Consider the following 14,869-nt stretch of genomic DNA (forward strand, 5'->3'; position numbering starts at 1 on the left):
GGGTCCCGTGTGATTAACAACCCGCTTGGTAAATAACTCAGGTCGCTTGGCCTGCCACTCCTTCATCGCCGCAATCGGTGATTGATGATGCAGTGCCTTCTGCGAGATGTGGTGATTGTACAGCCAAGCGTAGCGTTTGAGCGTCTGCTCCAGATCCTCGCCTGAGGTATAGCGCCGGGTGGCCAGCACGTCGCTGATGCGGCCGTTGAACCGTTCTACCATACCGTTCGTCTGCGGCCTTCCCGGCTTGATCAGGCGATGGTCGATACCATGGGCCTGGCACTCCAGATCGAAGGGATGGCGGCCGCTGGGCCTGCGCTCACCTGCCCGCGTGAAGCGATCGGTGAACGACTTGCCGTTGTCAGTCAGCACCGTCTGGATCGTGAAGGGCGCCTTTTCCTCCACACACTTCATGAACGCCTTGGCATCCCTGGCGGACTGGCTGCGCCTGACTTCCAGATAGACCCAACGTGTGGCACGGTCGATGGCAACATATAGGTAGCGCTTTTGCTCCTCGTCGGGCATCTGGGGCAGGTGCTTGATATCGACATGCACATACCCAGGCTCGTAGTCCTTGAAGGGCTTGTGCCGAGGCTTGCCATCATCTCCGGCATCCTGACGGGCCAGTTCCGCGAGTGTCGGCACCTCACGGCGCTTAAGCATGCGATGCAAGCCGGAGCGTGACAACCGAGGATTCAGAAACTCACGTGCCACGACGAGCAAGTCATCCAGACCGAGGCGCAGGAACTCGCGAGCGGCGATCAGCACTTCCTCCTGCTCGGACGTGAGCGTAGCCAGCAGGTTATGGCGTGTATGGGACCGATCATGAACATCGTCGCGGTACCGCCAACGGCGTATCGTCGAATCACCAACACCGTACTGGCGCGCCAACTCGCTATCGCTGATGCTGGCGGGCGCTGCCTGGATGTCAGCACGGATCTTTGGTGTGGTGGTGGCCTGCTTATGCAGCTTGATGTCCATGTCTCTGCTCCCGGATGAACTGCTGTAGAAGCTCTCTTGCTATCAGCAGAGGGTAACTTCTATCACTCATTTGATCATCAGGGACCCTACAGTTAAAGAAGCCCTGGAACTTCATCGGTACAGGGCCAGCTGCGAACGGGAATTTCCACGCCAAGTTAAACTGAGTGTAGTCGTCAAACTCGACTTCCGAACCACCGTCTTTAAAGCCGTTATGGTTCCACTCGTGGGAGTAGAAGACGCTAAAGTCCATAAAGCCGACGGGAACGTCGAACTTGAACGTTGGGCCTACCAGCAGCTGACGTTTGCGCGGGGCGAACTCGGTGTTCTTGGTGTTGAGGTCGACACCGCCGGTCAACGCCACGTCCTTGACCGGGCCGAAGGACAGCGGATCGCCGAACAGCTTGCCGTAGTGCAGCTGGTTGCGGTAGGTGACATAGGCCTCGGTGGCGCCGGTGTCGTCGCCGCTGGCCGGGTCATTGCTGTCGGACTGCAGCAAGTCAATATTCAAGAAGTGCTGGCCCAGCGAGTGGCCGCCTACATAGTTGAACTGCAGAATGTTTTTTTCCACGTCCTTGTCATTCTTCGGTTCGGTAAATTCGGTGCCGTAGCGGTAGCCGATAAAGGAGTCGCTCCAGGTCGCCGCCTGAGCTTGGGTGAAGGCGCAGGCGGCCAGCGTAGTGGCGCCAACCAGCGCAGCCACGGAATGCTTGGTGGTGAACATCAGTCGATACCCTTTGGTTTTATTGTAAGCGTCAGGATCAGCACAAGTGCTGGCTGTTTTGGGGCGGGGCGGCGTGAAGCACTGCTTCATGGCGCTTTTGGCATTGTTGTTCAGTGCCGTTGTTGAGTGCCGCAGCCCGTATCGGATACGTCGTCTCTGGCGTACCGCTTTATTGCCCGTTCCCTGCTTCGGCGCGTTGCCGAAGGCGCATACACCGGACAGGCTTCCGGCCGTGGCCACCGCGTATCCCGAAGTCGGTTCACGATGCCGCCATGCGTTGTATACATGAATAACGTACACAAAACACGAAAACGCCACAACAGTATTGGCGCAATGTTGTCGCTTTTCGCACCGCCGCATTGTGCTTCATGGCTGAAGTGTCTTTGTTCTGGCAATCTGCACGCGGGTAGATGTCTGAAGGGGAACCGCAGTCTCTTTCGCGTGGGATACCGACACAAAAACGACGCCGGAAAGGCGTCGTTTTAGCGCGTTGCGGGTGGCGGTTTATCACGGGGGGCCGGCCGCTGCGCGCCGGCGTCACGGATAACGGCGGGTCAGCTCATCGCGGCATTGGCGCCGAAGATGGCCATCAGGTCGGTTTCCGACTCTCGCGGGCAGAGATCCAGCAGGCTTTCCAGACTGTCGAGGTGATGGTGTACGCCGGCCCTGGCGGCCTCTGCGTCGCCACGCTGGAGGCTTTCCAGCAGGCCGGGATGATCCCCCGCCAGGTAGCAGGAGCCCAGACCGGAACGCTTGTACAGCGCAATCACGATGGAGGTACGCACGATCAGATCGGGGAGCATGGCGCTCAGAATGCGGTTGGGGGTCTGCTCGGCGACCAGGTAGTGAAAACTCAGCGAGTGCTCGATACGCGCCTGCTCGTCGCCCTCGGCGAAGGCCTGCTGTTCGCGGTCGGCATGTTGTTCCAGCCTGTTCAGCGACCGATCATCCAGCTTGCCGGCCTGCAGCGCCGCGGCTTCGCCTTCCACCAGCCGGCGGGCGGAAAACGTATCCCGGGTTTCTTCAATGGTGGGCGCACGCACCCGGGCCACCTGATTGGGCCGCTGGTCGATCACGTATTCCGAAGCCAGCCGCGTCAGCGCCTTGCGTACCACCGAGCGGCTGACGCCGAACACCTCGCCCAGAGTGACCTCGGGCAGCCGGGTATCCGGCGGCAGGCGCTGCATCAATACCGCCGCCCGCACATGATCGACAATATCCTGATCGCTGACGCGCCCGCGCTCCTGCGCCGACTGCGCCAGCGTTTTACGCCAGCCGGAGGTCATCTGCTGCTCTCCCATGATCCTGCATCAGGTTGATGCCATACAAAATAACGCATTCTAGCCTTGAATGACGCCCGGGGAACAGCACCCGAACGCCTGCGCCCGACGTATCGTTCGGCAGCGCCGCCGATTAACGCCCCTGGTGATCGGCGGTCACGCTGAGGATCTTCATGGTATTGGTGCCGCCGTGGGCATTCATGTGGTCACCGCGCGTCATGATGACGCGGTCGTTGACCCGGGTCAGGCCGTGCTGCACCAGTAACGCCAGAGCATTGTCGTTAAGCGCCCCGGCTTCCATGCCGCTGGTATCAAACGCCAGCGATACCACGCCGCGATACAGTGCCATGCGGCGCTGGGCCACGGCGCTGTGGGCCAGCCCCACAATGGGCAGGCCGGAGTGAATGCGCGAGGCAATCAGCGCCGTGTAGCCGCTCGAGGTCATGCAGGCAATCGCCGAGACGCCTTCCAGGTGGTTGGCGGCATACATGGCCGACAGCGCCACGGTCTCGTCGCTGCGGGCGAAGCCCTGATGAATGCGGTGGCCGGATTCCTGGGCGCTGCGTTCGCGCTCGGCGCCCAGCGAGACGCGTTCCATGGCTTCGACGGTTTCCACCGGGTAGTCGCCGGCGGCGGTTTCGGCGGACAGCATCACCGCGTCGGTGCCGTCGAGCACGGCGTTGGCCACGTCAAACACTTCGGCGCGGGTGGGCAACGGCGCTTCGATCATCGACTCCATCATCTGGGTCGCCGTGATCACCGCGCGGTTGAGGCTGCGGGCGTGCTTGATAATGCGCTTTTGCACGCCGATCAGCTCGGAATCGCCGATTTCCACGCCCAGATCTCCCCGGGCGACCATGACCGCTTCGGACGCCCGGATAATACCGTCCAGGGTGTCGTCGTCGGCCACGGCCTCGGCGCGTTCGACCTTGGCCACCAGGCCGATTTCCCGGCCTTTCTCGCCCAGCAGCTTGCGCGCCTCGTCCATGTCGGCGGCGCTACGGGGAAACGACACCGCCATATAGTCCACGCCGATATCCAGCGCGGTTTGCAGGTCTTCCCGATCCTTGTCGGTGAGCGCCGGCGCGGACAGGCCGCCCCCCAGCTTGTTGATGCCCTTGTTGTTGGACAACGTGCCGCCGACAACCACGTGGGTGTGAACTTCCCGGCCCCTGACGGCGTCCACGTCCAGCACCAGACGGCCGTCATCCAGCAGCAGGCGGTCGCCCACGCTCAGGTCGTCGGCCAGGGTCTTGTAGTCACAGCCCACGCGGTGGATATCGCCGTCTTCATTGCCCAGCTCCATGTCCAGCACGAAGGGCTGACCTTCTTCCAGCTCGACTTCGCCGTGGCTGAAGCGGGCAATGCGAATCTTGGGGCCCTGCAAGTCCGCCAGCGCCGCCACGCTGCGGCCGATACGATCGGCGATCTCGCGCACCTGGCGCAGGCGGTTGCGGTGGTCTTCCGCCGAGCCGTGGGAGAAATTGAGGCGTACCACGTCAACGCCGGCGCGCAGCATGCGTTCAAGCTCGCCCTCGCGGTCGCTGGCAGGGCCCAGGGTGGCGACGATCTTGGTACGGCGAATGGGAGCATAGCTATTGTTATTCATAAGAACCTCGGCAGCAGCGGCATGGCGCCAATCAGGGTAACGCGGGTGCGGGGCGAAAAAGGCATCGGATAGCGCCCCGAGCCCGGCGACTTCCTTCGATAAAAATAATGTTGATACGGGAATTTATGTAAATGACCTTGTGCAAAAGCGTCCTCGGCGAAGCGTGTTATCCACACCGGTTATGATCAAGGCGCTGTGGGTAAACGGGCGCACCCAGGTCGTTTACGTAAATTCCTCCAGCCGGTGGCATAAAAAAACGGCATCAGGCGAAACCCGAAAAAAGCGCTGCCTGATGCCGTCAAAATCAACAAGTCACAATGAATAGCAGCGGCAGACGCAACCAGTATCTGCCGTGGTTTCCGGAGCAGGGCGTTACCCTGCCCCGAGCCCGGACAGCCGGGTGGCAGCGGACCGGCGGCTGTGCCGACGGCCCAGTCGGCCCGTATTACTCGCCGATTTCGTGATTGGCCAGCTTTTCCAGCGCGCGCGCCATGCCCGCGTGGTCCCAGTCGGCGCCGCCGTTGGCCGCGCAGGCCTGGAACAGCTGCTGGGCGTTGGCGGTACCCGGCAGCGACATGTTCAGCGTGCGCGCGCCTTCCAGCGCCAGGTTGAGATCTTTCTGGTGCAGCTTGACCTTGAAGCCCGGATCAAAGGTGCGGTCGATCATGCGTCCGCCGTGCACGTCCAGAATCTTGGACTGCGCCAGACCGCCGAGCAGCGACTCGCGCACCTTGGACACGTCAGCGCCCGCCTTGGAGGCGAACAGCAGACCTTCGGATACCGCCTCGATGGTTAGCGCCACCACGATCTGGTTGGCCACCTTGCAGGTCTGGCCGGAGCCGTTTTCGCCGATATGGGTGATGGACTTGCCCATCACTTCCAGAATCGGGTTGGCGCGCTCGAATGCCTTGTCGCTGGCACCGACCATGATGGTCAGTGCGGCGTTGATGGCACCGCCTTCGCCGCCGGAAACCGGTGCGTCGACGTAGTCGCCGCCGGCATCCTGAATGCGCCTGGCGAATTCCTGAGTGGGCACCGGCGCGATCGAGCTCATGTCGATGACCAGGGTGTCCTTCTTGAGGCCGTGGATCACGCCCTCGTCGCCGAACAGTACCTTCTCGACGTCCGGGGTGTCCGGCACCATGGTAATCACGATGTCCGACTCTGCCGCGACCTCCTTGGGGCTGGCGCAGACGTTGGCGCCCTTTTCCTTGAGATCAGAGGGCAGCGGGCTGTTGTGCACCACGGTGTAGATGTCGTGGCCGGCGTCGAGCAGGTGGCCTGCCATCGGGCGACCCATGATACCCAGTCCGATAAAACCGATCTTGCTCATGATATGTCTCCTGTCACGTGAATCGTGCGCGTCGGATAAGTGTCGTTGTGCGCCTGGCCGAATACCGGCAAACGGCGCGCTGCCTAGCGTGCGCTGTCCAGCCAGCCCAGGCCTTCCTTCGTGCCGGCCCTGGGCTTGTATTCACAGCCGATCCAGCCGTCATAGCCCAGCCCGTCGAGATGGCTGAACAGGAAAGGATAGTTGATTTCGCCGGTGCCCGGCTCGTGGCGGCCCGGGTTATCGGCCAGCTGTACGTGGGCGATACGCTTGAGGTGCTTTTCGATGGTCGGCGCGATGTCGCCTTCCATGATCTGCATGTGATAGATGTCGTACTGAAGCTGCAGGTTATCGCTGCCGACCTCGTCGAACAGCGCCAGCGCCTGCTCGGTACGATTGAGGAAGAAGCCGGGAATGTCGCGGGTATTGATCGGTTCGGAGATCAACAGCAGGCCGGCGGCCTTGAGCTTGTCGGCGGCAAAGCGCAGGTTATCCACCAGCGTTTTGTGTGCCTGCGCCTCGCTGACGCCGTCCGGCTTGATGCCCGACAGGCAGTTGACCTGGGTGTTACCCAGCACTTTGGCGTATTCGATGGCCTTGTCGACGCCTTCGCGGAACTCTTCCACGCGGTCCGGGTGGCAGCCAATGCCGCGCTCACCGGCGCCCCAGTCACCCGCCGGCAGGTTGAACAGCACCTGCTCCAGGCCGTTGTCGTCGAGACGCTTTTTGATCTCGGCGGCGTCAAAGTCGTAGGGAAAGAGGTATTCCACGCCCTTGAAGCCCGCGTCGCCGGCTTCCTTGAAGCGATCGAGGAAGTCCACTTCGGTGAACAACATGCTGAGATTGGCAGCAAATTTAGCCATGTAAATCTCCCTGTGTCGTTGCGTTGGTCGCAAAGCGCATTGCATCGGTGTCATGACACCCGGCAGCGTAACGCACAGCTGCCGGGCATGGGGCGCATGTTAGCGCAGGGCGGCGATGGAGCTCGGCGCGTCGGCTTCGTTGTCGGCCAGCGCTTCAAACTCGTTGACGGTACTCAGGTCCTTGCCGCTCATGGAAATGTTGGTGACGCGCTCAAGGATGATTTCCACCACCACCGGTACCTGGTGCTCTTCCTTCAGCTGCTTGGCTTTTTCCAGCGCCGGGGCGATGTCTTCCGGGTCGGTGACGCGGATCGCCTTGCAGCCCAGGCCTTCCACCACGGAGACGTGATCCACGCCGTAGCCGTTGATTTCCGGGCAGTTGATGTTCTCGAACGCCAGCTGTACCTGGTAGTCCATGTCAAAGCCGCGCTGGGACTGGCGGATCAACCCCAGGTAGGAGTTGTTCACCAGCACGTGGATGTAGGGCAGGTTGAACTGCGCACCCGCGGCCAGCTCTTCGATCATGAACTGGAAGTCGTAGTCGCCGGACAGCGCGACAATTTCGGTTTTCGGGTCGGCGCGACGCACGCCCAGCGCCGCCGGCACGGTCCAGCCCAGCGGGCCGGCCTGGCCGCAGTTGATCCAGTGGCGCGGCTTGTACACGTGCAGGAACTGCGCGCCGGCGATTTGCGACAGGCCGATGGCCGATACGTAGCGGGTGTCCTTGCCGAAGGTCTTGTTCATTTCCTGGTACACGCGCTGGGGCTTGACCGGCGTGTCCTTGAAATCGGTCTTGCGCAGCATGGCCGGATCGTTCTTGCGATCGTAGCACTCTTTTGACCAGGCGCTGCGATCCGCCAGCTTGCCGGCGGCTTTCCACTCCTTCGCCACTTCCACGAACATCTCGAGCGCTGCCCTGGCGTCGGAGACGATGCCGTAGTCCGGGCCGAAGATGCGGCCGATCTGAAACGGCTCGATGTCCACATGGACGAACTGACGGCCTTCGGTGTACGCGCCGACATCGCCGGTGTGACGGTTGGCCCAGCGGTTGCCGATGCCCATGACGAAGTCGGATTCGAGCATGGTGGCGTTGCCGTAGCGGTGGTGGGTTTGCAGCCCCACCATGCCGGCCATCAGCTCGTGGTCGTCGGGGATGGTGCCCCAGCCCATCAGCGTGGGAATCACCGGCACGCCGGTGGTTTCGGCAAACTCGGTGAGCAGGTCGCTGGCGTCGGCGTTGATGATCCCGCCACCGGCTACCAGCAGCGGCTTGTCGGACTCGTTGAGCATGCCCAGCGCCTTTTCGACCTGCGGGCGGCTGGCGCTCGGCTTGTACGCCGGCAGCGGCTCGTAGGTATCCGGGTCGAACTCGATTTCGCTCATCTGTACGTCGATGGGCAGGTCGAGCAGCACGGGGCCGGGGCGCGAGCTGCGCATCAGCTGGAAGGCCTGCTGAAAGGCGCGCGGCACCTGGGCCGGCTCCAGCACGGTAATCGCCCACTTGGTCACCGGGCCGGCAATCGCCTGAATATCCACCGCCTGGAAATCTTCCTTGTGCAGCTTGGCCGCCGGCGCCTGGCCGGTAACACACAGAATCGGAATGGAATCGGCGCTGGCCGAGTACAGGCCGGTGATCATGTCGGTGCCGGCCGGGCCGGAGGTGCCCAGGCACACGCCGATGTTATCGGCTTCGGTGCGGGTATAGCCCTCGGCCATGTGCGACGCGCCCTCCACGTGGCGCGCCAGGACGTGATCCACGCCGCCGACCTTGCGCATGGCCGCGTAGAAGGGGTTGATCGCCGCGCCGGGCAGGCCGAACGTCACGTCCACGCCTTCTTTCTTCAATACATGAATGGCAGCTTCTGCCGCAGTCATCCTGGCCATTAGAACTCTCCTCAATGCCTTGATCAGCAAACCCCGGCTACCGGCAGGCGCCAAAGGCTCTGGATAAAACAGGTCCTGCCGTTCGGCCCACCGCCTTTAGCCGTGGTCCCGCGCCAGCCGTCGTGCTGCTTGTATGTTCTGTCTTGCCGAATCGTTTGTGCCGGGCGGCGGGGCTCACTGTCGTCCCCTAATTTGTTGTCTCCTGCTTGTTGTCCCCTACCGGCACGCCCGTTCAACGCCACAATTTTTTGTATACAAGAAGCTGGCTACAGCAGTACTCATTGCCTGTATTCAAAAATATGCGCCACGCGCTGAGCTGTCAATCATTTGTGGAAATATTTTCCACAAAACTGAAAAAGCGCGCAAAGGCACTGCCTGCCGGGCTTTCAGGCGCTACGGCACTGCCAACGCACAGGCAGGAAACAGCGAGACAGAGTGAAAACGAAGAGGGAGCTTTAGCGATGGGCGGCCGGCGGCAGATTCCGCCGGCCCAAGCGGTCAGGCAGACGGGAGCGTCAGCAGCCCCGCTGATTGCGCCAGCGCGGCATCGAAGGCGTTGAGCAGGCGAACGCCGGTCGGCGGCGTCAGCGCTCCGTGGAGCCCGGCCAGGGCCGCGCCGCCCACGATGATGACCGACGGCGCATGGCGAGCGGCCTGGGCGTCAATCAGCCGCTGCAACTCGGGCAGCGCCCGGTCCTGTTCTTCGGGCAGCCGCAGGTCATCCAGCACGATGGCGTCGATACCCAGGCAGTGCCGCGCTATCCCCAGCTGCGTCAGGGTGTCGTCGATCATGCGCGGCCAGCGCTGCCCCGGGGTCACAATCGAGAAACGCTCGCCCAGCTGCATGGCGGTGAGCAACGACGCCTCCAGCATGCTGATCACCGGCACCGGGCTGATATCGCGCACCGCCGCCAGCCCCGGGTCACCAAAACAGCCGAGCAAAAACGCATCCGGCGGCGATGCGGCAGGGTCGCGGTTTGACGTCAGGCACTGCTCGGCCAGGCCGGCAGCCGCCTCGGCGGCTTGGGCACAGGTGCGCGGCGAACCGATATAGGCCGCTCCGTCCGCCGCGGTATGCGCCGACACCCTGGCCACGCCGGCAAGCCGCGTTCGCGCCAGGCGCGCCATGTGATCGGTCATGCCGGTATTGGTGTTGGCGTTGATCAGGGCAAGATGCTGCATCAGCGCACCATGCCAAAGATCTGATGCAGGTCCGGGGCGCTGGCGGTTTCTTCCACGACCGACAGCGACGCCTCGATTTCCTTGAGGTGATGGTGCATCAGGGTTCGGGCGTGGTTGCCTTCGCCGCGTTCCAGCGCGTCCACCAGGTCGTCGTGATCGTGAGCTTCGCAGCCCAGGGGCCCGGTTGTGCCATAGACCGCGAGTATCAGCGATGACCGCGAACACAGCTGACGCACAAAGGCCGCCAGGGTGGCGTTGCCCGACAGCCCGGCGAGGCGTTCGTGGAACGCGGCGGAGAGCTTGATCGCCCGGCTGTGCTCGCCGGCGCGCAGTGCCTCGCGTTCATCGCTGGCCATGCGCTTGAGCTCACGGGCGGCGTCGGCGGTCATGTAGTCGGCCACCTCCGGCATCAGGCCGCATTCAACCAGCTGGCGGGCGGCAAACACATCCCGGGCTTCGCTTTCCGTCGGGCGTGTCACGCTGGCGCCGCGGCGGGGCGTCAGCGTGACCAGCTGTTCCAGCGCCAAACGCTGCAGAATCTTGCGAATACCGGTACGGCTGACATGAAACACCTCGGTCAGCGCGTCTTCGCGCAGCCGGGCGCCGGGGCGCAGCTGGTGCTCGATGATCGCATCGCTGATGGCGTGGTAAATGGCATCATGGCGATCGGCGCCATCACCGTTTTTACCCGCACGGCGAGCACGCGGCACCGCGCTTCCCGGCTCCTGCGGGTGTGGGTGTGAGTGTGGCTGCCCCGACGCCGGCCCGCGCCCCCGCGGACGTTCGTTGGCGCTATCCCGCGACTGCGCCTGCTCCTTGTGTAACGATGCTTGCGCATGCTCTTGCGACTGCCTTGATAAAGGCTCTTGCGACCTTGGCATAGCAGTGTCCTTATCGCCCTGTCCGGTTCCTGTGGCATGGCCGTTACCGGCCCGGTATGTCGTGATTGTGGTTGTTGGTCTGAATTGTTGGTCTTAGTAGTTGCTGGTCGTGGTGGTTGGTCGTAGCTGCTGTCAGTTGGCGGGCTTCGGTATGCAGTTCGTCGTTTATGCCTACTGCTACCCACGCACGCTGTGGCTCACGCACAGGATCGGTGGGTATCCCGGCGTCGGGATAAAACGCTACCGCCAGCCACGCCTTGTATACAAAAATCAGGCGACAAAAAGCGCATTAGACTAAAGGACCAATCGCCCCGACGGCGCTTCTTATGCCTATCGTGCATCTTCCCGACAAACAGCACAATCCTTGCCGCTGCCGGCTTCAATGCCACAAATACAACATTAAAACGCTGTTTTAAAAAGCGATTTATGCTGGGTCCGTTTTTCAGCGATACCATGCCGCCCGGTCCGGAGCAGATCGGCCGCCCGCCGGATGCCGCTCCCGCAACACAAAGAAAAGCCATCAGCGTATTTATTTTATACAATTTCCTTGTGTACAGTGATTCGACCTCAGCGAAACAGAAAGTCCCTTGTAGTGCATACAACACCGACGTATACAATACCGACAGACGACAGTACAGACAGAGACAACAGCGCCTACAACAACAAACGATGGAGAGAATCCTGATGAGTGAAGCCAACGTATCTCCCGAGACGGGGAAGCAGGCCGGGACGCGCAACACCTCCCTGTTTGACTTCTACAGTCGGCCCCGATTCGTGAAGGCCCTGCCGATTGCGCTGCAGCACCTGCTGGCAATGATCGCGGGTGTCATCACGCCGCCCATCATCGTCGCCGGCGTGGTCGGCGCCAGCCCCCAGGAGCAGCTGCTGCTGGTGCAGATTGCGGTACTGGCCTCCGGTGTCTGCACGCTCTTCCACCTGTATGGCGTGTGGAAGTTCGGCGCCCGCCTGCCGGCCATTTTTGGCGTGGGCTTTGCGTACGTGCCAACGCTGATTGCCGTGGGTAACGGATTTGGCATCGAAGGGATTCTCGGCGCCCAGCTGATCGGCGGTATCACCATGATGGTGGTGGGTTACTTCATCCAGTACATCCGCGACCTCTTCCCGCCGGTCGTCGCCGGCACCGTGGTGCTGGTAATCGGCCTGTCGCTCTACGACATTGCCGTGAAGTACATGGCCGGCAACGGCAACCCCACCGCTGAAGGCTTCGGCGACCTGATCAACTGGGCCGTGGGCGGCATTACCCTGGTCACCGTGCTGATCGCCTCGCAGTTCGGCAAGGGCGTGATCAAGCTGTCGGCGATCATCGTCGGCATTGTGGTGGGCTACCTTATTTCTCTGGCGCTGGGCATGGTCGACTTTTCCAACATGCACGACGCCGCCTGGATCGCGGTGCCCAAGGTCATGCCGTTCGAAATGGAATTTCACGGTGCTGCCATCGCCTCCATGGTCGTGATCTGTGTGATCAACTCGGTGCAAACCATTGGCGACCTGTCGGCCACCTCCGTGGGCGGCATGAACCGCGAACTGAAAACCAAGGAACTCACCGGCGGCCTGCTGGGCAACGGTTTGACGACCACGGTCAGTGCCTTTTTCGGCGCGCTGCCGACGTCTACCTTCAGCCAGAACGTGGGCATCGTGGCCATGACCAAGGTCATCAGCCGCTTTGTGATGGCGATTACCGCCGTGTTCATGATTCTTGCCGGCCTGAGCCCCAAGTTCAGCGCGGTGATGACTACCATCCCCTACCCGGTGCTCGGCGGCGCGACCATTACCGTATTCGGCATGATCACCATGACCGGCATCCAGCTGCTGGTTAAAGACGAGATGTCCGCGCGCAACATGACCATCGTGGGCCTGGCGCTGGCGCTGGCGCTGAGCCTGGGTATTACATCGGCGCCCGAGGCGATCGCCCAGTTCCCCGAAGTGCTGCAGAACATCATCGGCGATGCGCCGATCGTGGTGGCGGCCATCGTGGCCTTTGGGCTCAACATCGTACTGCCCAACAAGTCGCTGTCCGATGAAGCCAAGGAGCGTGAAGAAATCGAAGCCGCGGAAGCCGAGGCCAAAACCGATCAGACAACATCATCCGATGCGACCCGCTAGGGACATGGCGGAACGCCGGGAAGGATTCCCGTTCCACGCTGCCGGTTTGGCGGAGTAGTTTCGATGCCGTGGGCACGCCGTGTTCACGGCATTTTTGTATAACGCCAACCCCCGATCCCGGCGGCTGCGTTCCCGTTCCAATCTACTGTTCCACCTTACTGTTCCATCCTGCCGTTCCACCCTGCCGTTCACGGGCCGCCTTGTCTTACGGATGGCCTATCTCCTGAACGGTCCGGTCCCGGGCGGCATGTTTTCCGGGCAGCATGTGCCAACACCGGAGGGCCAGACCCATGCAACTCTGGAACAACCTGACCATGCGCATGAGCTGGACGCTTGTCCTGCTCGCTTTTCTGATACTCCTGCTGGCCCTCAGCGGCACCGGCCTCTACGCCGTTGAACACAGCCGCCAAAGCATCCAGCAGCTGACACGGGTGAACGTCAGCCAGCAGTCAACGCTCAATCGGGCCAACTCGACGCTGCAAAGCGCGCGTATCGGCATGGCCCAGCTTTACCAGACGCTGCGCGAGCGGAACGCCGCGCCGGATGCCGAGGCCCGTCAGCGCCAGACGCGTGACCTGGCAGAACAGCTTGATCAAACCGACAAGATTTTTCAGCGCTTTCTCGAACTGCCGGCCGAGGCGCGCCACGCTACGCTGATTGAACCGGTCAAGACACGCTTTAACCGGCTGCTGGACGCACACCTGCGCCCTCAGCTGAAAGCCCTGAAGCGGGGCAATCTGGCGGCGTATCAGCGCGGGCGCGCCGATGCCCAGAGCGCCTACGACGACTTTTACCAGGACGCCGTGGCGTTTTTCCACACCATCGAAGATCAGGGCAATACCCGGCTGGAGCGCTTTGATCGGGTGGTCAGTCTGTCCACGGCGGCCATCATTGCGGTATTTCTGATGGCGCTGCTGGTGACCGCGGTGGTGTACTGGGGCGTGGGCGCCAACCTGATACGCCCCATCAGGCGTATCATCCGGCACTTTGAAACCATGGCCGAAGGCGACCTTTCGCATCGTCTGGAACAGCGTGGCAGCAACGAGATCGGCCAGCTTTATGCCGCACTCAACCACATGCAGCAGGCGCTGCTGGAAACCGTAACCCGGGTGCGCGAGAGCGGAGGCGAGGTATACACCGGCGCCCGCCATATTGCCCAGGGCAACCAGGACCTGTCGGCGCGTACCGAGCGCCAGTCCGCCTCGCTGACTCAGACGGCCTCCAGCATCGAGGAAATGACCTCGACCATGGAGCGCAGCAGCGATAATGCCTCCCGGGCCCGGCGCGTCGCCGACGATACCGCCGGCAAGGCCGAAGACGGCAGCCAGGTGGTGAACAGCGTGGTCGAACGGATGCAGGCCATCCGCGAAAGCTCGCAGCAAATCACCGATATCATTACCATGATCGACGGCATTGCCTTTCAGACCAATATCCTCGCACTGAATGCCTCGGTAGAGGCGGCACGCGCCGGGGAGCATGGGCGCGGATTCGCCGTGGTCGCCAGCGAGGTCCGCCAGCTCGCCAACCGCAGTGCCAGCGCCGCCACCGATATCCGCCGGCTGATCGACACGTCCGCCGCGCAGGTCGAGGCCGGCGCGCACAAGGCCGACCAGGCCGGCGAAACCATGAGCGGCATTATTGCCTCGGTGAAACACGTCACCGCGCTGATGGAAGACATCGATGGCGCCACCCGGGAGCAGCGCAGCGGCATCCGGGAGATCAATACCGCGGTCAACGACATGGAGCAAACGACCCAGCAAAACGCAGCCATGGTCGAACAGGCCAGCACCGGCGCGCAGCAGCTACAAAGCGAAGCCGACCGCCTGAACCGGGCGGTGGCGCGCTTTACCCTGCCGGGCGAAGACGACAAGCGGACGCTCCCGGCTCCCTGATGGCATGGCCCAAGACCCGTATGATCGGCACGGCACTATTCAGCCGGGCCGTATAGCAACCGGGCCTGGCGTTGATTCGGCGTTCACTGACGCTTTTCACACTGACTCTTTTCACATTTCAC

11 protein-coding genes are annotated in these 14,869 nt (G+C 62.3%); 2 read left to right on the forward strand and 9 right to left on the reverse strand.

Annotation, left to right across the window (positions count from 1 at the left end; all coding sequences use genetic code 11):
* The 9 genes from C793_RS0100560 to C793_RS0100600 form a co-directional block, all read right to left on the reverse strand.
* On the reverse strand, positions 1-981 hold a 981-nt coding region (locus C793_RS0100560), incomplete at its 3' end, for an IS481 family transposase (protein WP_017428992.1).
* On the reverse strand, positions 962-1,942 hold the full coding sequence (locus C793_RS13230; RefSeq protein WP_156804815.1) for a hypothetical protein: 981 nt from the start codon (positions 1,940-1,942) through the stop codon (positions 962-964). The genes C793_RS0100560 and C793_RS13230, both read right to left, overlap by 20 nt.
* Before the next feature lie 314 nt (positions 1,943-2,256).
* The gene (locus tag C793_RS0100570) at positions 2,257-2,988 is read right to left on the reverse strand and encodes a GntR family transcriptional regulator (RefSeq protein ID WP_040475197.1); all 732 of its coding nucleotides are present in this window, start codon (positions 2,986-2,988) and stop codon (positions 2,257-2,259) included.
* Between the two features lie 127 nt (positions 2,989-3,115).
* Positions 3,116-4,591, reverse strand: coding sequence for a pyruvate kinase (gene pyk, locus C793_RS0100575; protein WP_017428995.1), 1,476 nt, complete (start codon positions 4,589-4,591; stop codon positions 3,116-3,118).
* A gap of 445 nt (positions 4,592-5,036) precedes the next feature.
* Positions 5,037-5,924 (reverse strand): 2-hydroxy-3-oxopropionate reductase, encoded by an 888-nt coding sequence (locus C793_RS0100580; RefSeq protein ID WP_017428996.1) that lies wholly within the window; start codon positions 5,922-5,924, stop codon positions 5,037-5,039.
* 83 nt (positions 5,925-6,007) lie between these two features.
* A complete protein-coding gene (gene hyi, locus C793_RS0100585) occupies positions 6,008-6,784 on the reverse strand; it encodes a hydroxypyruvate isomerase (protein WP_017428997.1) in 777 nt (258 codons plus the stop codon).
* 99 nt (positions 6,785-6,883) lie between these two features.
* Positions 6,884-8,668 carry a glyoxylate carboligase gene (gene gcl, locus C793_RS0100590; protein ID WP_017428998.1) on the reverse strand — a complete coding sequence of 595 codons (1,785 nt, stop codon included), beginning with the start codon at positions 8,666-8,668 and terminating at the stop codon, positions 6,884-6,886.
* A gap of 498 nt (positions 8,669-9,166) precedes the next feature.
* Complete coding sequence (locus C793_RS13235; protein ID WP_017428999.1) at positions 9,167-9,850, reverse strand: aspartate/glutamate racemase family protein; 684 nt, start codon at positions 9,848-9,850, stop codon at positions 9,167-9,169.
* A complete protein-coding gene (locus C793_RS0100600; protein ID WP_017429000.1) occupies positions 9,850-10,560 on the reverse strand; it encodes a GntR family transcriptional regulator in 711 nt (236 codons plus the stop codon). Before C793_RS0100600 ends, C793_RS13235 begins: the two co-directional genes overlap by 1 nt.
* Positions 10,561-11,415: 855 nt before the next feature.
* On the opposite strand from C793_RS0100600, the gene C793_RS13240 reads away from it, so the two are divergent.
* Entirely contained in the window at positions 11,416-12,855 is a 1,440-nt protein-coding gene (locus C793_RS13240) for a uracil-xanthine permease family protein (RefSeq protein ID WP_017429001.1), read from the forward strand.
* A gap of 290 nt (positions 12,856-13,145) precedes the next feature.
* The gene (locus C793_RS0100610) at positions 13,146-14,747 is read left to right on the forward strand and encodes a methyl-accepting chemotaxis protein (RefSeq protein WP_017429002.1); all 1,602 of its coding nucleotides are present in this window, start codon (positions 13,146-13,148) and stop codon (positions 14,745-14,747) included.
* Positions 14,748-14,869 lie beyond the last annotated feature (122 nt).

Source organism: Vreelandella jeotgali Hwa (assembly GCF_000334215.1).
Taxonomy (GTDB): Bacteria; Pseudomonadota; Gammaproteobacteria; order Pseudomonadales; family Halomonadaceae; genus Vreelandella; species Vreelandella jeotgali.